The following is a 19,673-nucleotide window of genomic DNA, read 5'->3' as shown; positions in this document are numbered from 1 at the left end:
ATTTAAACGTTCATGACGAAAACGAACCGACTATATTGGATCCTTCCTGCTTTTCCCCGCCGTTTTGCTTTTTTTTCACAAACGCAACCGGTTGCGCATGGGAAGGGCTTTTACAGGCAAAGCAACCGTTCCTGTTGGGTGTTGCTCTTACTATTGGGTTACCTGTTTGCTGCGGGCTGCAAAGATAACGGCAGCAATAAAAGAACGATATTCCGGTATAATGAATATGCCGGCATCGCTTCGCTGGATCCGGCTTTTGCCAAAAACCAATCCACAATGTGGCCGGCACATCAGTTGTTCAATACCCTGGTGGAGATCAACGACAGTTTGCACATTCGCCCTTCGCTGGCTAAACACTGGGAGATCTCTGATGATAAACGTACCTACACCTTCTATTTAAGGAATGATGTTTTTTTTCATGACGATCCGGTTTTTCCCTACGCGCGGGGACGAAAAATGATAGCGGGGGATGTGGTTTTCAGCCTGAACCGGATCATTGACCCCAGGGTTGCAAGTCCGGGAGGATGGATCTTTAACGGGAAGATCGATACGCTTCAGCCCTTTACCGCTCTTAATGATACGGTGTTCCAGCTAAAGCTGATGCGGCCTTACCAGCCGATACTGGGTATACTTTCCATGCAGTATTGTTCGGTGGTTGCCCGGGAAGCAGTGGAGAAATTCGGTGTGGATTTCAGAAGTCACCCGGTGGGCACGGGGCCCTTCCAGTTTGTGGCCTGGGAAGAGGGGCAGGGCCTGGTGTTTAAAAAGAACGCCCGTTATTTTGAAACAGACAGCGCCGGAAACCGGTTGCCTTATATCGATGGCGTCAAGATCAGTTTTAAAGACAGCCGGGCTACCGAATTCCTGTTGCTGCGCCAGGGCCATCTCGATTTTGTAAATGAGCTGGATCCCAGCTTTAAAGATGAGGTACTTACCAAAAGAGGAACGCTTAAAAAGGAGTGGGAAGGAAAACTGGTATTGAAAACGCAGCCTTATTTAAACATTGAATACCTCGGTATCCTGGTAGATTCGCTGAACCCGCTGGTGGCACAATCCCCGCTCCGGTTGAAAAAAGTACGGCAGGCGATCAATTATGGGTTCGACCGCAGAAAGATGATCCTCTACCTGCGCAATTCATTAGGTACACCGGCAGAATCTGGTTTTGTGCCCAAGGGATTGCCTTCGTTTAATGATTCAATAGTAAAAGGGTATCATTACGATCCTGTAAAAGCGATGGCTTTGCTGAAGGAAGCAGGCTTTCCAAATGGAACGGGACTGCCACAGATCCGGCTGCTGACCATTTCTATATACGCAGACTTTGCCAATTTTATCGCCAAGCAACTGGAAGCGATCGGCATGAAGATACAGGTGGAAGTGGTGCAAAAATCGTTGTTGTTTGAGATGACGGCTAATTCCAGGGCTGCGTTCTTCAGAGGTGGCTGGATCGCCGATTACCCGGATGCGGAAAATTACCTGTCGGTCTTCTATTCAAAAAATCCCGCGCCGCCCAATTATACGCGCTATAAAAACCCGGCGTTTGACGCGGCTTTTGAAGCGGCGATCAAAGAAACCAATGATTCGCTGCGGTACCTGTTATACCAGAAGGCGGATCAGATTGCGATCAACGACGCTCCCGTGGTACCGCTCTGGTATGATAAAGTGATCCAGTTGCTGCAGCCCAATATAAAGGGATACCAGCCCAATGCGTTGAATTTACTGGAGCTGCGAAGGGTGCGGATTGAGGACCGGTGATTTGAGCAGCCAGCTTTCAGCCTTCAGTGTTCAGCAATCAGTGGCATTATCATATTTTAACCTGGCCCTTTCGGTTTAGCATTTAAGCTTAAGTTACCCATTTATCGCGCTCCTGTCCTGTAGCGTTGGATTTTGATATTGGGATTTTTGCTTTTTTGTTCTTTGGTTCTTGTTTTTTGATCTTTGGCATTTAGTATTAAAATTTGCAGGCTGGTATGCAAACGCTGCTCCCGGAACGCTAACCTTGAACGTTAAACCAAACCTGGAACTGTTCGCTTAATTTTTCCGCTCATACTTCCAGTTCCGGTTCCGCCCTTCAGCAAGCCATTCGAGCGTGGTGGCAATGCGCTTATCCCGGGTGGCATCGGTTTTAGCTTCTGTGATCCATTGAATGTATTCCTTGCGATGGGAAGGTGGAAACTTTTCAAAAACGGCTTTGGCCGTTTTATTTTTTGCCAGGGCCTTTTTAAGCATATCCGGCACGGGTAATTCCGCGGCTTTTTGGGGTGGCGCTTTTTTCAGGGATGCCCCGGCATCAATCAATATCATGGCCTCCTTTATGGCCAGCAGCAAGATCTTGTCCGGCGGCAGGTCTTTAACCGATGTAAGCTTGCCAAGCTGCCCCATTGCTTTGGCCGTGCCCTCAACCACCCGATAAGGTTTTAATGCCTCTATATCATTACTCAGCCAGAAGTTCAGCGCGGCGTGCTGTTTAAAGGCGGCCATGCTGCATAATATTTTTCCGTGGTAGTCAAAATGCGGGAAGGACCATTTCATGGTTTCCTCAACATCCGGGCAGGCTTTGTGCACCAGCTTCCGGATATGTTCCAGCACCGGTTGGGCAAAGGGTTGCGCGTTGGATATATACATTTCGTGTTTGGGATCCCGGGTTGCCATGGTAAAGATTTTATTGAAGTTACCGGAAGCTGATAATTGTGGAGCCAAATGTTAAATTCTAAAAAGCAAATCTCGAATCTCAAATCTCAGGAGCCAAAGCACCAAATTTCAACACATAACGTTATCGCTGATAGCTGATTGCTGACTGCTGAACGCTGAAGTCTGAAATCTGCAGTCTCGAATCTCAAATCTCAAATCCGTCCTTCGCTCATTGTTGCTGCTGCATAAAGAACTGTTTGGGAATGATGGCAGGGGTTTGCACTTTTTGCTGATGCATTTCTACTTCGTTATTGTCTTCAATGGTATGCCCGTCTTCGTATCCCACGCTTACATAAACATTCATACTCTGGTTGGCAATGCCTTTGAACGCGCCTTTCACCGGAGAACAGTCGTTGAAATGGCGTCCCACGGCCAGTTTTACATGGGTATCCGTTACCCACATATTATTGGTGGGGTCAATGCCATACCACCCGTATTCGTCCATCCAGGCTTCTACCCAGGCATGGGTAGCACCCTGGCCACGCATGCCGTTCCGGTTAGGGCAAATATAACCGCTAACGTAACGGCTGGCAATACCCAGCGTGCGCAGCAAGTGCAGCAGCAGGTGTGCAAAATCCTGGCATACACCGCTCCGGTGCGTAAGAATTTCGTCGATAGTGGTTTCGATGGTGGTCACCCCTTTTTCATATCTGAAGTGATGATATACATACTGGCTGCACCATTCTACCAGCGTGCGTTTATGTACATTGGCCGGCGCCTGCGCCAGGATATCGTCAATGATGTGGCCGGAGGTAATGGTAAAGGGTGTGCTGTAATCCAGGCGTATGATCTCCGGCAGCGGCTTCATCAGCCGCATGGACGGTGCTTCTGTGTGCACGGTGATCCGGCTGTCGATCTTTACCGAATAGTGCGGCTCGGGTATCGTAAATACGCCCACCCGGTTACCCCAGTAGTCGATAAAGAAACTCAATGTGGGATCCCCGGTGATAAGCACTTCCTGCTGGATCACATTTTGATCATTGCCGTGGAAAGGATAGATCTTTACCTGGTTGATGCTGTCAACAACCGGTGCATCGTAGAGGTATTCGGTAATATGTCGGATATTATATGTAGGCATGAATGCAGATTGGAAGTAAACTAATAATACGAAAAGAAACTTTGACCAATGAGCTGACTGAGCTGGTGAAGATCGGATTTTAGCTCGCCGATAAAGGCCTGTACACCTTTCCGCCGGATCTCTTCCAGGTCTGTATAGGCGATCTTTGCATGAAGCATACCCGTTTTACGCTCAATCTGCGGATTGTTGTGGTTGTCGTTTTCCCTGAGAATTTTCTGGATATACAGGCAGATCTTATGAAGTGTATATGCGATACTCCGTGGAAAAGCGCTGTTCAGGAAGATCATGTCGATAATGTGCTCGGAGTGATCGCCACCGCGGTATGTTTTCAGGTAAAGTTCATAACCGCTCAGGTTGAGCAGCAGGTTTTTCCAGTAGAGGATGTGAATGCTTTCGGGGTCCTTCTGATCGAGCGACAGGAATTTGGCTTCGGTGAAATTAAGCGTTTGAATGCTGCGCTCAATAAACCGCCCCAGGTTCATAAAATTCCAGCCCTGGCCCCGCGGCATGGTATTTTCAAACACACCGTAATAGATCAGGCTCTCATCGATCTGTTTCAGCAGGATGTTCAATTGTTCGCCTGAGGAAATGGCGGTTTCGATATCGATGCTTATGGTAGAGTGGTAGGTTTCGTTGATGGCCTCCCAAACCTCTTTTGTAAGATGCTCCTGGGTACCTCGGGCATTTTCCCTCGCTTTTGTTACCAGCTCTTTTAATGAATTGTTCTCATCATGTATGAGCAGTTGCCGCAATACATTATCGGAGTTTGCGGAAACGGCTTCAAGGGCTTCCTCGGGGAGGTAGCAAAAGATCTTTACAATGGAATTCCAGTTAAACAACTGGTAGTCATTGATGTCGTAGCTGGCATAAAACCCGTTGGAAAGCGTGCGTAAGATCACGTCTGCGCGCTCCATATAACGGCTCATCCAGTAAAGATTGTCTGCGGTTCTTGCTAACATATGAGTGAACTAAATTGATCCGGTGAATGAGGTGTCGTTTACGATCCAGGTATCCTTGCTGCCGCCTCCCTGGGAGGAGTTTACCACCTTGCTTCCTTCCCGGAGTGCTACTCTGGTGAGGCCACCGGGAACGATCTCTACCCCGCCGGGTCCGCAAAGGGCATACGGACGAAGATCTACATGACGTGCCTGTAGTTTGTTATCGATGAAACAAGGGGCGGTGCTCAGTGTGATGATGGGCTGTGCGATAAAGTTCCTGGGGTTTTCGCTGATGGCCGTAATGGTTTCCGCAATTTCGGCGTCGGATGCCTTATCGCCCATTAGCAATCCGTACCCGCCGCTTTCATTGGTTTTCTTTACCACCATTTTGCTGATGTTGGAAATAACATGCGCACGTTCTTCTTCGTTTTCCATGCTGTAAGTGGGCACGTTCTTCAGGATGGGGGTTTCATTGAGATAATACTCGATCATTTTGGGTACATACCGGTAAACCGCTTTGTCGTCTGCAACCCCGTTGCCTACGGCATTTACGATGCTTACATTCCCTTTCCGGCATACATTCAGCAAGCCCGCCACGCCCAGCGTACTGTCTGGCCGGAACACCAGCGGATCCAGGAAGTCATCATCCACGCGGCGGTAGATCACATCGACCTGTTTCAGGCCGCTGGTCGATTTCATATATACCCGGTCGTTTTGCACCACCAGGTCCCGGCCTTCAACCAGTTCAATGCCCATGTATTTGGCAAGGAAGGTATGCTCATAATAGGCGCTGTTATAGATACCCGGAGTCATCAACACAACAGTAGGATTGTTCATGTCGCGCGGGGCCACCGCCGATAATACCTTATGCAGCAGCAACGGATAATCTGAAATGCTTCTTACCTTGCTGGTTGCAATCAGGTCCGGGAAGATGCGTTTGGTGATCTCCCGGTTCTCCAGCATATAGCTCACACCGCTGGGCGTACGAAGGTTATCCTCCAGCACATAAAAAGTGCCGTCGGCATCCCGGATCAGATCGATGCCGGAAATGTGTACATAGATATCGTGCGGTACCCGGATGCCATAAACGTCTCTCGTATAATGCGGGCAGCTGGCAATGAGTGCGGCCGGGATCACCCCGTCGTTCAGTATCTGCCGGTTGTGGTAGATATCCTTCAGGAAAAGGTTCAATGCCTTGAGGCGTTGTTTAATGCCGGCCTCAATAACGGCCCATTCGGAGGCCGTAATGATACGTGGAATAATGTCGAAAGGAAAGATGCGTTCGATACCCTCTTTTTCGCTGTAAACGGTAAATGTGATCCCCCGGTTCAGGAACAGGTTACCCGCCATTTTCTCCTTTTCCCTGAATGCGCCCGTGGTATATTTTTTCAGGAATTCATTCACCCGTTCATAAGGCACCCTTACGGTTCCGCCTTCAACATGCATTTCGTCATAAGCAGACGGCTCAGAAAGATAAGCATCACTCCAGTGCGTCATAATTTCCGGTATTGGTTTCTTTACTGGAAGATATAAAAAAGATAAAAGAACGGCAAATTTAAAACGGTGTTCCGGCAACGTCTTTTTGGTGGTCATATACCGGCTGCCGGTCCTTCGCTTTAACGGATCGGTGCATTGAAAGGTTGCTGCGGCCGTAACTTGCGGGTTTGCCTGATCGGTGCGGTTCCGGTGAAAGTCGGCGATCGCGAGCCACAGGGCCGGTCAATGGCGAAGGAAAATAAACAATGTTAAGACTGCTTTTTTGGCGAGGGACATACTGTAAATTAACGTTATATTTGATTGTAAAACCAAATTAAATGAAGTCAGGGACGCGCATAGGTGTTAAGGATATTGCAAAGATGACGAATGTATCGATTGCTACCGTAGACCGGGTATTGCATAACCGGCCGGGAGTGGCATTGGCCACCGAGAAAAAGATCAAAGCCATTATTAAGAAGTATGATTACCGGCCCAATATCCTGGCCCGTACGCTGGCTTCGCGAAAGGTAATCAGGCTGGCGATACTGATTCCCGCGGTTTCAAAAGAAACAACCTACTGGCAGGCACCGCTGGATGGGATCGGTCAGGCAGAAGCCGAGGTGCGGCAATTTGGCGTTACGATTGAAAAATATTTTTTTGATCTGAATGACAAACAAAGTTTTGTTCGTCAAACAAAAAGGATCCTGAAAAGCAAGACAGACGGCGTGCTGATGGCGCCGCATTTTGAAGGAGATGCTGAAGTGTTTTCGGAACAGCTTACCGAACAGAAGATCCCCTTTGTATACATTAATTCGGATGTACCGGGACAGAACAGCCTGAGCTATATTGGCCCGAATTTATATCGCAGTGGATTTTTGGGAGGCCAGCTGGCCGATTTTATTTCCAAAGAAACCAGCACCTGCCTCATTGTACATATTTCAAAGACACCGGATAGTTACTATCACCTGCTGGAAAAGGAAAAGGGTTTCCGTGCCTATTTCAAGGACCGTAAAAAAGGGCGGATCTTAAAATCCGATATCCAGCGAACGGACTACGCTTCAATAAAAAAGGAGCTGACGGCAGTACTGAAGGCGCAGCGGGTAGACCTGATCTTTGTAACAAATTCCCGGGTATTTTATGTGGCGCGGTTCCTGGAAGAAGCGGGCATCAGCAACATCCGGCTGATCGGTTTTGATCTGATCGATAAAAATATCAGCGGTCTCGAAAGCGGCCGCATCGACTTCATTATTTCTCAAAAGCCAAGAGAACAGGCGTACAGAGGAGTGATGGCCCTTTACAATAAACTGATCAAAGGGGAGCCTGTAGAACAACAGGTATTTATGCCAATCGATATCCTTACAAAAGAAAACTACCGGTTCTACGAAGGGTGAGTGGCAGTGCCGGAACAGGCCCCGTTCGTTCTGTTATTAAGGTGCCCCTGAAACAGGAATAGACCCACCCGGTCCGGAATCATAGGTAGCAATGACCGATGCGACGTGGTATTGGAAAACAAATTGGCTTTCGCCATATCGAACCTTGTTGCTATCCGCAGCTGCCGATCAGCGATATCCGGCACCGATGAATTGTTCGATAAGAACCTGAATGCAAATAGCCCCGCAATAAAAAACAGGCCGTAGCCTGTTTCAAAAATATAGGTATGCAAGAGGGATCAGCCTTTTCCGAAGAGGTTGGCCACCGCACCTTCCAGCATGGGGAATTTTTCAATAATATAATTCTTTACTGCTTCAATGGCTTTTTGTGCCTGTTCGTCACTTAACTGTGCGTCTGCTTTTAATTTGTCGATTAATTCCTGCATATAAAGCGTTTGATGGTTAAAAATTAAATTGAATTTCCGGGACCGTCGTTAAAAAACTATGCAGCCTTTACCAGTCCCATTTTGCTTTTTTCAAATTTACGCCGTGCATAATCCCTGGTAAGGGTAAAGCGGGTTTCTGAAGTCGAGGGCAACTCATACATGGCATCCGTTAAAATGCTTTCGCAGATGCTGCGCAGCCCACGGGCCCCCAGTTTGTATTCAACCGCCTTGTCTACCATAAAATCCAAAACTGCGGGTTCAATCTCCAGCTCAATACCTTCCAGTTCAAAAAGCTTTTTATATTGCTTCATCAGCGCGTTCCTCGGCTCGGTGAGGATGGCCCGCAACGTAACGGCATCCAGCGGATCCAGGTGGGTAACCACGGGCAAACGGCCCAGCAGCTCAGGGATCAGGCCAAAAGTTTTCAGGTCCTGTGCATTCACAAAACGAAGCAGGTTCTTTTTCATATCTTCCTGCTCTTCTTTGTCTACATTAAAACCGATGGTATTGGTTTGTACCCGACGCGCAATGATCTTGTCAACGCCATCGAAGGCACCGCCACATATGAAAAGAATGTTCTGGGTATTTACCTTGATCAGTTTTTGATCCGGATGTTTACGGCCACCCTGCGGAGGTACCAGTACATCGGTTCCTTCCAGCAGTTTCAGCAGACCCTGTTGTACCCCTTCACCGCTCACATCGCGGGTAATGCTGGGGTTATCGCTTTTGCGGGCCACTTTATCCAGCTCATCAATATACACAATACCCCGTTCCGCCGCTTCCACGTCATAGTTGCATACCTGCAATAAACGGGTCAGAATGCTTTCCACATCTTCGCCAACATATCCTGCCTCTGTAAATACTGTGGCATCTACGATGGCAAAGGGCACATTCAGCATTTTGGCAATGCTTCGTGCCAGAAGGGTTTTACCGGTTCCGGTTTCACCCACCATAATGATATTGCTTTTTTCGATCTCCACATCATTGTGATTATCGATCTCGCGGTTCTTTTGTTTTAATCGTTTATAATGATTGTAAACAGCAACAGCCAGTACTTTTTTTGCATCATTCTGGCCGATTACATAGTCGTCCAGGAAGCTTTTGATCTCCATCGGCTTCCGGATCGACTGATTGAAGCCGCTGACGCTTTTGGTATCTTCTCTGAAATGAAGCTCCTGGTTAATAATTTCCTGTGCGTGCTCCACACAGTTTTCGCAAATATGTCCATCCTGCCCCGCGATCAGTATTTCTACCTCGTCCCGGTTCCTTCCGCAAAATGAACATTTCAACACGTTATCCGGCATAGTACAGTGATTAAAAGAATTAATGTGCAAAGTTAAAAAAATCGCTGTGAATACAGCGATTTTCCATTTTTTATGATATAATTATTACTTTTCGGGATGTGTTTATAGCTGAGTTACAACCGCATCTGCTATGCCGTATGCAATGGCTTCCTGTGCATCCATCCAGTAATCGCGGTCAAAATCCCGCAGGATTTCGTCTACGGTCTTGCCGCAGTTTTCCGCCAGGATCTGGGCCCCGATCATTTTAACCCGTTGGGTTTGTTTGGCTTGTATCTCCAGGTCGGAGCTCACACCGCGGATAAAACCGCCCAGTGAGGGTTGGTGGATCATTACCTCGCCGTGGGGGTAGATATACCGCTTTCCTTTTTCTCCGCCACTTAATAGGATGCTGCCCATAGATGCGGCCAAACCCATACAAATGGTGCTTACCGGGCTTTTGATCATCTTCATCGTATCATAGATGACCATTCCGCTGGTTACCACGCCACCCGGACTGTTGATGTAGAATTTGATCTCCGTTCCGGGCTTGTCGGCATCCAGCAACAGGAGTTTGGTGGTGATTTCGCGTGCGCTTTTATCATCTACCACCCCCCACAGGTATACCGCTCTTTTTTCAAAGAACAGTTGCTCCAGGCGTTTGTTCAGCATCATCAGGTCATCCCGTTTATCTGCCGCTTCTTTTGGCTCTTCTTCTTCTCCTTCACCATCAAAGCGAAGCGGGTTTAACCATTTATCTTCATTTAAATTGGATATCATGTTGTTTCTTTTTTTGTTGATAAGTTGATCGGTTGACAAGTTGAAGGGAGCGTGCCGTCCTGTAAATGTTTCAACTTGTAAACGGTTTTACTTTTTCTTCTTGTTCATCAGCAATACTTCATCTACAAAGCCATACTCCTTGGCTTCTGAGGCGGTCATCCATTTATCCCGCTCAAAATCTTTTTCGATCTGCTCGATCGGCTTGTCTGTATGATGGTTTACGATCTCATACAGCTCTCTTTTCAATTTGCGGATCTCGTTCACGGTGATTTCAATATCACTGGCTTGTCCGCCAATACCACCGCTGGGCTGGTGCATCATAATGCGCGCGTGCTTCAATGCAGCTCTTTTGCCGTGGGTGCCGGCGCCAAGCAACACACAACCCATGGATGCTGCCATCCCAATACAGATCGTAGCCACATCCGGGGTTACATACTGCATCGTGTCATATACACCCAACCCGGCATAAACACTTCCCCCGGGACTGTTAATGTACATGTTGATATCCCGCACGCGGTCGGTACTGTCCAGGAACAGCAGTTGTGCGGTTACAATATTCGCGACCTCGTCGTTAATGGGGTAGCCAAGGAAAATGATACGGTCCATCATCAACCGGCTGTACACGTCCATCACGGCCACATTCATGGGCCGCTCCTCAATAATATTGGGCGTTAATGCGGTTACCAGGTGGTTACCATAGCTATGCAGGGTATTGCTTGAAATACCCCGGTGCTTTACCGCATATTTTTCAAATTCTGAGTTATAAGTCATAATAATCTTAAGTTACAGGTTAAAATTGAATGGCTGCCGCCTCTGCTGCCCGGTCTTTATTACCAGGTGGCTGCCAACAGCTTTTAAAAGTAATCAAATATTTCTCCATTTGCAAAATAGTGGTTTTAAATGCCAAGTTGGCCGGTTTTGGCCCGGTAAATTCGTCATAACTGCATATTGCAAGCGCTTTTTGTTAATAATTTATTGATGGAATGACCGGTAGGATATCTGCAAATTGAAATAACTTTAGCAAAATCCTGAAAAATGAAACGCAAAGAGTTTTTAAGAATAGCCGCACCGGCTTTTTTACTGCTGGCAAATGGAAATATTGTACGGGCCGGCGAACAGGTAAACGAACTGCTGAAGAAGAAAAAGAGACTGCGTTTTGCTATAGCGTCTGACATACATTACGGACAGCCGGATACGGACTATGACCGGTTTTTAAAAAATGCGATTTCACGGATCAACGAGGAACATGCCAGAACGCCTTTTGATTTTTGCATGCTGAACGGCGATATTGTACATAATGATCCGGTACATTACCCGGCGGCCAAGGCGCTTATTGAGCAATTAAAAATGAGTTATTATGTAACGCCCGGAAATCATGATATGGTGACCCCGGAGCACTGGCAGCGCATCTGGAACCGCCCGGTGAATTACGATTTTGTGGTGAATGGTGCGGTATTCCTAGCCGCAACGACCTCCAATGAAAAAGGAGAGTATATCTGCCCGGATCTGAAATGGATGGAGCAGCAACTGGAGCAGCATAAGAAGGCGAAAAATCTCTTTGTAATTGTTCACATCAACCCGGCGAAGCTTACCACTCATGGTATCGATTGCCCGGAATTCCTGGCCCTGCTGAAACGGTATAAAAATGTAAGAGCTGTTTTCAACGGGCATGATCATGATGAGGATGGGATCAAGAAAAAGCTGGATATTCCCTTTGTTTTTGATGCACATGTAGGCGGTAACTGGGGCACATCGTACCACGGGTTCAGGGTGGTGGAGTTGCTGGAAGACAGCAGCGTACTTACCTATGTGATGAATCCTGCCGGGCGGCTGAATGAAGCGCGGCTCTGACGCTGCGTTAAGGGAACCGCATCCGGTGTTGGCGGCATGTAGGTGCAGACAGGTTGTTTATAAAGCCCTGAAGGCGGGCCAGGCGAACCGTTCAACTGCTTTTACCTGTACCTTATGCATTTTTTCAGAAAGTTGATCCGGAGGAATGAGCAGGCTGGTAAACCGGAGCTCGGTTCCGTTGGTCATACAGATCTTATATACGGCAAATTCGCTGACCGGGCTGCGCCTGTTCGATCGCCTTTTGAGCTCAATTTTCTGAATATCCTGCTTATTGTATTTGGTTTGCTGCTGTTCATTGCCGAAATAGAAATCCGGCAGCCCTTTAGAAAGAATGATCACCGTGTTTTTATCGGCCATATAATACCTGTAAAGCAGGAAGAGATTGATGCCTCCGCCGATCAAAAAAAGAATGAGGAACAGCACCAATAAAAAGCCCTGCGTAGCCGGGCTGTTGTAGTTACGGATACCCGGAATAACGGTGGCGATAAGAAAGATTCCAATAAAAATATGAAATACGGTGCCTCCCCGGGAGATCAGCTGCCAGAAGCTTAAGTCCTGTATGGAATACCGGAAATTCCTGGTTGGGAAATGCGTTCCCTGATTTTGAAAGAAGCTTTTCTGAAACAAAAAGCCTTCCGGCGGGTTATCGGACGATGTAAAAAAGGCGGTAACCGCATCGGTAACATCCTCCGGTTTTTCGAAGGCTTTCTGGTACAGTCGTCCTGCGGCATAGCAATAATACGCGATATATTTGCCGTTGTAATAAAGCGCCAGCTTCAGGTAGTTGCCCCGGTTGTCCTGAACCGTTACACCCGGGCCCGTAAGCCCTACTACAAAATGGTCCCGTTGTCCGGTCCAGGGATAGGCAAGGATCAGTGCCATCGTTTCCTGGAGGGTACGCTCCGCGATGCCCGTGAATTCGCCTTTTTCAAAGTCCCGGTATTGTAGTTTACTGGTTAACGGGTTCATGGTATTTTAAAAATACATAAAAAAAGCCGCTCATTTTTAGAACGGCTTTTTAAACATCTTTTATCGATTAATGGTGGTGATGCTGATGCTCACTTACCATTTTAGCAAAATCTTCCGCTTTAATGGATGTAGCCTTGGGCTTTACCTTGGTTTCGGCCCACTCAAATACCTTCTGCGACTGCAGGCGGTTGTACGCATCCTCTACATATTTCCGGTCTTTCATCATGCGTTCTACATAGTCGTTCACCCAGGGCTGATCATCCGTCATACCCATGGCGCCGCCCATGTACTGGAACAGCTGTTGTTTGGCAAAATCCCGGATCTCATCGGGCCCTACCTGGATGGCGTTGTCTGCCACGATCTTTTCGGTGATCAACGTCCATTTCAGCTGGTTCAGGAAAGAAGGCATTTCTGCTTCGATCTGCTCCGGTGTTTTTGCCGCTTGCTGGTTTTCGCCCTCCTGCGGCTGGTTGTTCTGCGTAATCAGCCAGTTTTTCAGGAACGCTTCCGGGAAGTCTATTTTTGTGTCGTCTACCAGTTTGTGGAACAGCTGATCGTGGATCTGGTTCCGGCTTTGAGACGCCCAGTAATTATAGATCTCGTCCTTTATTTTTGCTTTGAAATCTTCTTCGGTTTTTACGTCGCCTGCGGGGTAGAGCTGGTTGAAGAATTCTTCGTTCAGTTCCTTTTTTTCCAGCAACCCAACTTTGGTGATTTCCAGTTTGAAGGTTTTTTCTTTTGTAGCGGCTTCGTCTTTGTTCAGTCCCAGGTCCTGTGCAATAAATTCCAGTTCCTTTTCTTCAAAAGCTTCACCCAGTGTAATGTTGATGCTGTCGCCGGCTTTTTTGCCATTCAAGGCTGTTCTTACGGCCGGTGCAAAGTATTTTACCAGCAGGGAATTGTCCTTCTTAATACCGCCTTCTACTTCATTGCCATCTGCACCGGTTTCTGTAAATGTTACGTTCACCACGTTATCATCGTCTTCAACGGTATCTTTGTCGGTCATGTTGCCATACCGGTTTTGCAGGCGTTCTACCTCTTCCTTTATCATTTCATCGGTAATGTCGATGTTGTATCCGGTGATATCCAGTTTTGCCAGATCCAGCATTTTAAAGTCGGGTTTTAAGCCGATCTCAAAATGAAAATCATAGTCTGCAGGATTGTTTGCATCCAGCTTCGCCATATCGTTTTCCAGGGGAAGCGGCTGGGCAAAAATATTTACCTTGTTGGTATCCAGGTAATTCAGGATTTCTTTATCGATCGAGCGCAGCACTTCATCCATAAAAAGAGAAGGACCGTACATCTTTTTTATTAAACCGGCGGGAACTTTTCCGGGGCGGAAGCCGGGAATATTGGCTTTTTTGCTATACTCCTTTAAAGACTTTTCAAACCCGGGCAGGTAATCCGTTTTTTCCAGCTTTACGCTGAGCTTTTCATGAAGAGGGCCAATTTTTTCTTGTGTAATTGTCGCCATTTGTATTGTTTAATGCTTTAAAGGTTCAATGTTTAAGGTTATCAACTTTAACTTTAAACATTAAACCTCAAACCTGTGAAGTCCGGATGAAGGGACTCGAACCCCCACACCTTGCGGCATCAGATCCTAAGTCTGACGTGTCTACCAATTCCACCACATCCGGATAAGAACTCTATTTCGGGCTGCAAATGTAGTATATTCTGCCATAAAAAACACTGTTCCCGGAAAAAATACAGGGAATACGGGGACGGTACAACTACAGGCGTGCTTAGTGCTCGTTCCGGTAGTTAAATGGATGGAAGATCGTGTTGACCAGGCGTGTTGAATCTATGGCACAAAAATAATAAAGAAAATACAGCGTTAAAAGAATTACGGTTGCTTCAGGAAAATGGTTTTTTCCAGGAGCGCATTTACCTTTTTTAGCTTATCGCTAAACAAGGTACCGTCAACAGCTGGATCAAATGAAACCATATAAACAGTGGTGCCATTTAATACGAGTTTTTTCCGGCTGCGTTTTTTAGTATTTTTTAGGATGCTCATATAACAAATTTAATAAATTCTTTGAACAAAAAAAGCCAAATATAAATTGGGTGCTTCAGGTTTGAAGATCAACTCCTTATATAGTCGTTTTTCTTTTACCAGGCCGGTAATCAAAAAATCGGTTACAAATTCGAAATAGTACATCCGTAAAATCCGTTGATAAAGCCGCAACCGGTCGGGAGTGCTTCCCGTAAATACTACCTTGATGTGAGGTTTAAGAAGCGTAAATGCTCCTACTATCCGGATAACCGTTGCCAGTACTTTTACAATATCCCCGTTGTTAGAGTTTATGGAATCGTCAATTGTTCCATCCGCGCAAAGATCTCCGAAGCCCAGGTTGTAAACATGCGGGATAGCAGTTGGTGAAAACTCAACAACTTTTTCTATGACCAGTTTTCCGGTGCTGATAAAAGAATACCTGGTGCCGGAATTGATTTCATAAGGATAAGCAGGATGGTTCATTTAACGGTGTTGAACGGTTAGCTAATTACCCTGTAATTTAATCATAAATATGATTAAAAAGGAATGTGTTTATAATTCAAATCCGGGTGCTGCCGGGTTTGGCCCACCGGATCTTCCTTTTTATTTGCCATTTTCGGATGTTCAATTTGCGTTCCGAAATCAATGGAACATGGCAAAAAGTAGCATCGTCCTTCCTTTAAAAAACCAGATTTTCGCGCTCTTTCCGTGAATCGTCCGCGTGGAGTGAGGGTAAGCATTCTCGCCTGAAAGTAGAAAAATCGCTGATCTGTGACAATATACCTCTACCAGAGCCGGGTGCAGCCTTCGTTCCCTCTATTTTTGTTGTTTACAGCGATATGAGGCTGCGCAGCAGAATTTCTGTAATTTTAACCGGAGGATTGAATCGTAATCAAAGAAACAAAAGGAAGAGGAGTGTGTCCATTATTGCATGAAAACTGTAGAGCAAAAACCCAAATATAGTCTTAACGAGGAGCAGGAGAAAAAGCTGATTTTAAGAGAGTACCGGTCGCTGTTGCGCGCGCTGAAAGACAAGATCAAGCCGGGCGATAAAGATATTCTCCGCAGGGCGTTTGAGATGGCTGCGGATGCCCACAGCAGTATGCGGCGGAAAAGCGGGGAACCCTATATCCTGCACCCGATCGCCGTGGCCAAAATCTGTATTGAGGAAATCGGTCTGGGGGTGCGGTCTACGGTCTGTGCCCTGCTGCATGATACGGTAGAAGATACGGATATTACCCTGCAGGATATCGAACGGGAGTTTGGATCGGAAATTTCAAGGATTGTGGACGGACTTACGAAGATCTCCAATGTGATTGACTCCTCCGCATCCCAGCAGGCAGAGAATTTCAAGAAGATCCTGCTTACCCTTACCGACGACCCCCGTGTGATCCTGATCAAACTGGCGGACCGCCTGAACAATATGCGTACGCTGGACAGCATGAAGCGCGAAAAGCAGCTGAAAATTGCTTCCGAAACGGTTTATATCTTTGCCCCACTGGCGCACCGTATGGGGTTGTACAGTATTAAAACCGAACTGGAAGATCTGGCAATGAAGTACCTGGAGCCGGATACCTATAAAGAGATTGCAAAAAAGCTGGCCGAAACCAAGCGCGACCGGACCCGGTATATCAACGAATTTATTAAGCCCATCAAAGAAAAACTGGAGCGTAACAAGTTTGATTTTGAAATTTACGGCCGCCCGAAGAATATCCATTCCATCTGGAACAAGATGAAGAAAAAGGGAGTGACTTTCGAGGAGGTGTATGATCTTTTTGCCATCCGGATCATCCTGAATTCCCCGCAGGAACGGGAAAAGGAAGATTGCTGGAAGGTGTACTCGCTGATCACGGATGAGTATACCCCATCTATCGAGCGTCTGCGCGACTGGGTGAGCAATCCCAAGTCCAACGGGTATGAAGCATTGCATACCACAGTAATGGGCCCCCGGGGAAAATGGGTGGAAGTACAGATACGGACAAAACGGATGAATGAGATCGCAGAAAAAGGACTGGCCGCCCACTGGAAATACAAAGAGGGAAGCGCCAACGAAAACCGATTTGATAAATGGTTTCAGCAGATCCGTGAGGTACTGTACAACCAGGATGCAGACAGCGTGGATTTTCTGCAGGATTTCAAAATGAGCTTCCTTACGGAAGAAATTTATATCTATACACCCAAAGGCGATATCAAGATGCTGCCGGTAGGCAGTACCGCGCTGGATTTTGCATTTGCGATCCATACCGCCATCGGTGCTAAAACCATCGGTGCGAAGGTGAACCATAAGCTGGTGCCCATCAGTTATAAACTGCGCAGTGGCGACCAGGTAGAGATCATCACCAGTAATAAGCAAACGCCCTCGGAAGACTGGTTATCGTTTGTGGTAACGGCCAAGGCGAAAGCCAAGGTAAAAGAAGCGCTGAAGGAAGAAAAGAAAAAAGTAGCCGATGAAGGGCGTTATACCATTCAGCGCAAACTGGAGGGAATGGGCGTTTCCATGCAGCAGGCCAACCTGGATGAGCTGGTACAGTTTTATAAATTGCATTCGAACCTGGAATTGTTTTACCAGGTAGCGATCAAGAACATCGATCTTAGAGAACTGAAGGAGTTTAAAGTGATCGGCGACCGGATCGAATACCCACGGCCGGTTAAGATTGTACAGGAGCATAAAATTGAAAGTCATACACCGGCACAGAGCGGTAACAAACAGGATACGGAGCTGATCATTTTTGGGGAAAGCAGCGATAAGATCATGTACCACCTGGCCAATTGCTGCAAGCCCATACCCGGAGATGACGTATTTGGATTTATTACTACCGGAAAGGGACTGGCCATTCATCGCACCAATTGTCCCAATGCACCCAAGCTGTTGGCGAATTACGGCCACCGTATCGTAAAGACCAAGTGGGCGAAGAATAAAGAGATCTCGTTCCTGACGGGGGTGCGTATCATCGGTATGGATGATGTTGGGGTGGTAAGTAAAATTACCGGTCTGATCTCCGCCGAACTGAAGATCAATATTGCGGCATTGACCATCGAAGCCTCCGAAGGATTATTTGAGGGAAACATCAAGGTATATGTACACGATAAGGAGGAGCTGGATGAACTGGTAAACCGGCTGAAGGACCTTAGCGGAATCGAGTCGGTAGAACGGTATGATACAGAGGATTTACCGGGGAAGCAGTAGGGTGGGGCTGGCGTTTCAGGTTCGATTTGTTTACATCTGGCACCGGAATGCCGATCCCGGGCTTAACCCGCTGAAAGCTGAAAAGGGATCGCTGAGAGCTCGCCGCCAAAAACGGGTTTCGCTGGGAAATTTGTTCCACGCTTCATACACGCAGAGCTGTTGATTATTAACTATTGTTCATTCGCAATTCACGTTCTCCGGCCGATTCCGGAGCCGCCGCGGCATCTTCATTTTTGTATTTAAAATTTTTCATTTCATATTTTAAAATCCCTGCAAGGGTTTCGCTTCCAAACCTCTATTTTTGTAGCTTTATTAAAGATCAGTTTATAAAAAGTTCATAATGATAGATGTTATTCTGGGTCTGCAATGGGGCGACGAAGGCAAAGGCAAGATTGTAGACTTTTTTGCAAAAGACTATGACGTGGTAGCGCGTTTTCAGGGTGGTCCTAATGCGGGGCATACCCTTTACCGGAACGGAGAAAAGCTGGTGCTGCGCCAGATCCCTTCAGGAATTTTCAATGAAGGAAAGATCAACCTTATCGGGAACGGGGTGGTGCTGGATCCCATCTCGTTGGAAAAGGAATGCGAACAGCTGACAAAGTTTGAAGGAGACCTGAAGAAAAATCTTTATGTAGCTGAACGGACGAACCTGATCATCCCCACGCACCGGGCGCTGGATAAAGCATCGGAGCTTGCAAAGGGCCATAGCAAAATCGGATCTACCTTAAAAGGGATCAGCCCGGCGTATATGGATAAAACCGGCCGGAATGCACTGCGGGTGGGCGATATCCTGAACCCCGACTTTAAAAACATGTACGAGGCACTGAAGGAAAAGCATTATGTGATGCTCAAGTCTTACGGTTTTGATGAAGACATCAGCCAGGACGAGGAGGATTTCTTCCGTGCAATTGAGTTCCTGAAAACACTCAATATCGTTAACGGTGAATACTTTATTAACAAATTGCTGAAGGAAGGGAAAAAAGTGCTGGCGGAAGGCGCACAGGGCAGTATGCTGGATGTGGATTTTGGAACCTTCCCGTTTGTGACCTCTTCCAATACGATCTCTGCCGGCGTATGCAGCGGGCTGGGTGTGGCACCACAACATATTAAAGAAGTGATCGGTATCACCAAGGCCTATTGTACGCGTGTGGGAAGTGGGCCGTTTCCCTCCGAGCTGGACAATGAAGACGGTCAGCGCCTGCGGGATATTGGTAAAGAATACGGAGCCGTTACCGGCCGGCCGAGACGCTGCGGTTGGATCGACCTGGTGGCCCTGGATTTTGCCTGTATGATCAATGGCGTTACCCAGCTGGTGATGACCAAGGCGGATGTGCTGGATCATTTTGAAAAGCTGGAGGTTTGCAGCGCTTACTCCCTGGAAGGCAAAGAGATCCGGCAAGTGCCCCTGCGGCTGGACCTGGCATCCTACCAGCCGGTATTTGAAGCCTTTGACGGATGGCATACCGATATTTCCCGTGCATCCTCTTACGATACCCTGCCGGAAAAAATGCAGCACTATATCCGCTTTATCGATAACTATCTGGGAGTACCTGTAAAGTACATTTCCAACGGCCCCGAGCGGGAACAATTGATCAAAATTTAATTCAAAAAAAATCA

At 47.1% G+C, this 19,673-nt stretch carries 17 protein-coding genes and 1 tRNA gene; 5 read left to right on the top strand and 13 right to left on the bottom strand.

The genetic code is table 11. From position 1 onward, the window contains the following. The first annotated feature begins 12 nt into the window (after positions 1 to 12). Entirely contained in the window at positions 13 to 1,752 is a 1,740-nt protein-coding gene (locus LQ567_RS08230; protein ID WP_231004021.1) for an ABC transporter substrate-binding protein, read from the top strand. 276 nt (positions 1,753 to 2,028) lie between these two features. Here the strand turns inward: LQ567_RS08230 and LQ567_RS08225 are convergent, their stop codons facing one another. The 4 genes from LQ567_RS08225 to LQ567_RS08210 form a co-directional block, all read right to left on the bottom strand. Continuing rightward, entirely contained in the window at positions 2,029 to 2,649 is a 621-nt protein-coding gene (locus LQ567_RS08225; RefSeq protein ID WP_231004020.1) for a YdeI/OmpD-associated family protein, read from the bottom strand. 208 nt (positions 2,650 to 2,857) lie between these two features. Continuing rightward, positions 2,858 to 3,766 carry a transglutaminase family protein gene (locus LQ567_RS08220; RefSeq protein ID WP_231004019.1) on the bottom strand — a complete coding sequence of 303 codons (909 nt, stop codon included), beginning with the start codon at positions 3,764 to 3,766 and terminating at the stop codon, positions 2,858 to 2,860. A gap of 20 nt (positions 3,767 to 3,786) precedes the next feature. Then, the gene (locus LQ567_RS08215; RefSeq protein WP_231004018.1) at positions 3,787 to 4,725 is read right to left on the bottom strand and encodes an alpha-E domain-containing protein; all 939 of its coding nucleotides are present in this window, start codon (positions 4,723 to 4,725) and stop codon (positions 3,787 to 3,789) included. Between the two features lie 9 nt (positions 4,726 to 4,734). After that, positions 4,735 to 6,201 (bottom strand): circularly permuted type 2 ATP-grasp protein, encoded by a 1,467-nt coding sequence (locus LQ567_RS08210; RefSeq protein WP_231004017.1) that lies wholly within the window; start codon positions 6,199 to 6,201, stop codon positions 4,735 to 4,737. Positions 6,202 to 6,518: 317 nt separating this feature from the next. Here LQ567_RS08210 and LQ567_RS08205 point away from each other — a divergent pair, with 317 nt between their 5' ends. Then, a complete protein-coding gene (locus tag LQ567_RS08205) occupies positions 6,519 to 7,571 on the top strand; it encodes a LacI family DNA-binding transcriptional regulator (RefSeq protein ID WP_231004016.1) in 1,053 nt (350 codons plus the stop codon). A gap of 278 nt (positions 7,572 to 7,849) precedes the next feature. On the opposite strand, the gene LQ567_RS08200 is transcribed toward LQ567_RS08205, so the two are convergent. From LQ567_RS08200 to LQ567_RS08185, 4 genes are all read right to left on the bottom strand, one after another. Next, the gene (locus tag LQ567_RS08200) at positions 7,850 to 7,996 is read right to left on the bottom strand and encodes a hypothetical protein (protein ID WP_231004015.1); all 147 of its coding nucleotides are present in this window, start codon (positions 7,994 to 7,996) and stop codon (positions 7,850 to 7,852) included. A gap of 56 nt (positions 7,997 to 8,052) precedes the next feature. After that, positions 8,053 to 9,300, bottom strand: a complete 1,248-nt coding sequence (gene clpX / locus LQ567_RS08195; RefSeq protein ID WP_231004014.1) for an ATP-dependent Clp protease ATP-binding subunit ClpX — start codon at positions 9,298 to 9,300, stop codon at positions 8,053 to 8,055. A 102-nt stretch (positions 9,301 to 9,402) separates the two neighbouring features. Continuing rightward, the gene (locus LQ567_RS08190; RefSeq protein ID WP_231004013.1) at positions 9,403 to 10,056 is read right to left on the bottom strand and encodes a ClpP family protease; all 654 of its coding nucleotides are present in this window, start codon (positions 10,054 to 10,056) and stop codon (positions 9,403 to 9,405) included. Positions 10,057 to 10,143: 87 nt separating this feature from the next. Next, positions 10,144 to 10,827 (bottom strand): ClpP family protease, encoded by a 684-nt coding sequence (locus LQ567_RS08185; protein WP_262909588.1) that lies wholly within the window; start codon positions 10,825 to 10,827, stop codon positions 10,144 to 10,146. A gap of 264 nt (positions 10,828 to 11,091) precedes the next feature. On the opposite strand from LQ567_RS08185, the gene LQ567_RS08180 reads away from it, so the two are divergent. Beyond that, on the top strand, positions 11,092 to 11,907 hold the full coding sequence (locus LQ567_RS08180; protein WP_231004012.1) for a metallophosphoesterase family protein: 816 nt from the start codon (positions 11,092 to 11,094) through the stop codon (positions 11,905 to 11,907). Between the two features lie 57 nt (positions 11,908 to 11,964). Here LQ567_RS08180 and LQ567_RS08175 read toward each other — a convergent pair whose 3' ends face one another. The 5 genes from LQ567_RS08175 to LQ567_RS08155 all read right to left on the bottom strand — a co-directional run bounded on the left by LQ567_RS08175 (position 11,965) and on the right by LQ567_RS08155 (position 15,352). Further along, the gene (locus LQ567_RS08175; protein WP_231004011.1) at positions 11,965 to 12,876 is read right to left on the bottom strand and encodes a hypothetical protein; all 912 of its coding nucleotides are present in this window, start codon (positions 12,874 to 12,876) and stop codon (positions 11,965 to 11,967) included. A gap of 67 nt (positions 12,877 to 12,943) precedes the next feature. Next, entirely contained in the window at positions 12,944 to 14,350 is a 1,407-nt protein-coding gene (gene tig, locus LQ567_RS08170; RefSeq protein WP_231004010.1) for a trigger factor, read from the bottom strand. A gap of 81 nt (positions 14,351 to 14,431) precedes the next feature. After that, a tRNA-Leu gene (locus LQ567_RS08165) sits at positions 14,432 to 14,513 on the bottom strand. A 206-nt stretch (positions 14,514 to 14,719) separates the two neighbouring features. Beyond that, positions 14,720 to 14,890, bottom strand: a complete 171-nt coding sequence (locus LQ567_RS08160) for a hypothetical protein (protein ID WP_231004009.1) — start codon at positions 14,888 to 14,890, stop codon at positions 14,720 to 14,722. Between the two features lie 9 nt (positions 14,891 to 14,899). Next, entirely contained in the window at positions 14,900 to 15,352 is a 453-nt protein-coding gene (locus LQ567_RS08155) for a DUF6934 family protein (protein ID WP_231004008.1), read from the bottom strand. A 448-nt stretch (positions 15,353 to 15,800) separates the two neighbouring features. Here LQ567_RS08155 and LQ567_RS08150 point away from each other — a divergent pair, with 448 nt between their 5' ends. Both LQ567_RS08150 and LQ567_RS08145 read left to right on the top strand, forming a co-directional pair. Then, positions 15,801 to 18,056: a RelA/SpoT family protein gene (locus LQ567_RS08150; protein ID WP_231004007.1), complete on the top strand. Its 2,256-nt coding sequence runs from the start codon at positions 15,801 to 15,803 to the stop codon at positions 18,054 to 18,056. 340 nt (positions 18,057 to 18,396) lie between these two features. Continuing rightward, positions 18,397 to 19,659 carry an adenylosuccinate synthase gene (locus LQ567_RS08145; RefSeq protein WP_231004005.1) on the top strand — a complete coding sequence of 421 codons (1,263 nt, stop codon included), beginning with the start codon at positions 18,397 to 18,399 and terminating at the stop codon, positions 19,657 to 19,659. Positions 19,660 to 19,673: the final 14 nt, after the last annotated feature.

It is taken from the genome of Niabella pedocola, from assembly GCF_021044425.1.
Taxonomy (GTDB): Bacteria; Bacteroidota; Bacteroidia; order Chitinophagales; family Chitinophagaceae; genus Niabella; species Niabella pedocola.
The sequence above is the reverse complement of the archived record's forward strand: the minus strand, read 5'-3'. Positions and strand labels throughout refer to the sequence as shown.

Excerpts from the sequence above, each read along its gene's own strand:
- LQ567_RS08175 (WP_231004011.1), bottom strand. The coding sequence starts at position 12,876 with ATGAACCCGTTAACCAGTAAACTACAATACCGGGACTTTGAAAAAGGC.
- tig (WP_231004010.1), bottom strand. The coding sequence starts at position 14,350 with ATGGCGACAATTACACAAGAAAAAATTGGCCCTCTTCATGAAAAGCTC.
- clpX (WP_231004014.1), bottom strand. The coding sequence starts at position 9,300 with ATGCCGGATAACGTGTTGAAATGTTCATTTTGCGGAAGGAACCGGGAC.
- LQ567_RS08155 (WP_231004008.1), bottom strand. The coding sequence starts at position 15,352 with ATGAACCATCCTGCTTATCCTTATGAAATCAATTCCGGCACCAGGTAT.
- LQ567_RS08230 (WP_231004021.1), top strand. The coding sequence starts at position 13 with ATGACGAAAACGAACCGACTATATTGGATCCTTCCTGCTTTTCCCCGC.
- LQ567_RS08160 (WP_231004009.1), bottom strand. The coding sequence starts at position 14,890 with ATGAGCATCCTAAAAAATACTAAAAAACGCAGCCGGAAAAAACTCGTA.
- LQ567_RS08205 (WP_231004016.1), top strand. The coding sequence starts at position 6,519 with ATGAAGTCAGGGACGCGCATAGGTGTTAAGGATATTGCAAAGATGACG.
- LQ567_RS08145 (WP_231004005.1), top strand. The coding sequence starts at position 18,397 with ATGATAGATGTTATTCTGGGTCTGCAATGGGGCGACGAAGGCAAAGGC.
- LQ567_RS08225 (WP_231004020.1), bottom strand. The coding sequence starts at position 2,649 with ATGGCAACCCGGGATCCCAAACACGAAATGTATATATCCAACGCGCAA.
- LQ567_RS08210 (WP_231004017.1), bottom strand. The coding sequence starts at position 6,201 with ATGACGCACTGGAGTGATGCTTATCTTTCTGAGCCGTCTGCTTATGAC.
- LQ567_RS08150 (WP_231004007.1), top strand. The coding sequence starts at position 15,801 with ATGAAAACTGTAGAGCAAAAACCCAAATATAGTCTTAACGAGGAGCAG.
- LQ567_RS08185 (WP_262909588.1), bottom strand. The coding sequence starts at position 10,827 with ATGACTTATAACTCAGAATTTGAAAAATATGCGGTAAAGCACCGGGGT.
- LQ567_RS08190 (WP_231004013.1), bottom strand. The coding sequence starts at position 10,056 with ATGATATCCAATTTAAATGAAGATAAATGGTTAAACCCGCTTCGCTTT.
- LQ567_RS08220 (WP_231004019.1), bottom strand. The coding sequence starts at position 3,766 with ATGCCTACATATAATATCCGACATATTACCGAATACCTCTACGATGCA.
- LQ567_RS08200 (WP_231004015.1), bottom strand. The coding sequence starts at position 7,996 with ATGCAGGAATTAATCGACAAATTAAAAGCAGACGCACAGTTAAGTGAC.
- LQ567_RS08180 (WP_231004012.1), top strand. The coding sequence starts at position 11,092 with ATGAAACGCAAAGAGTTTTTAAGAATAGCCGCACCGGCTTTTTTACTG.
- LQ567_RS08215 (WP_231004018.1), bottom strand. The coding sequence starts at position 4,725 with ATGTTAGCAAGAACCGCAGACAATCTTTACTGGATGAGCCGTTATATG.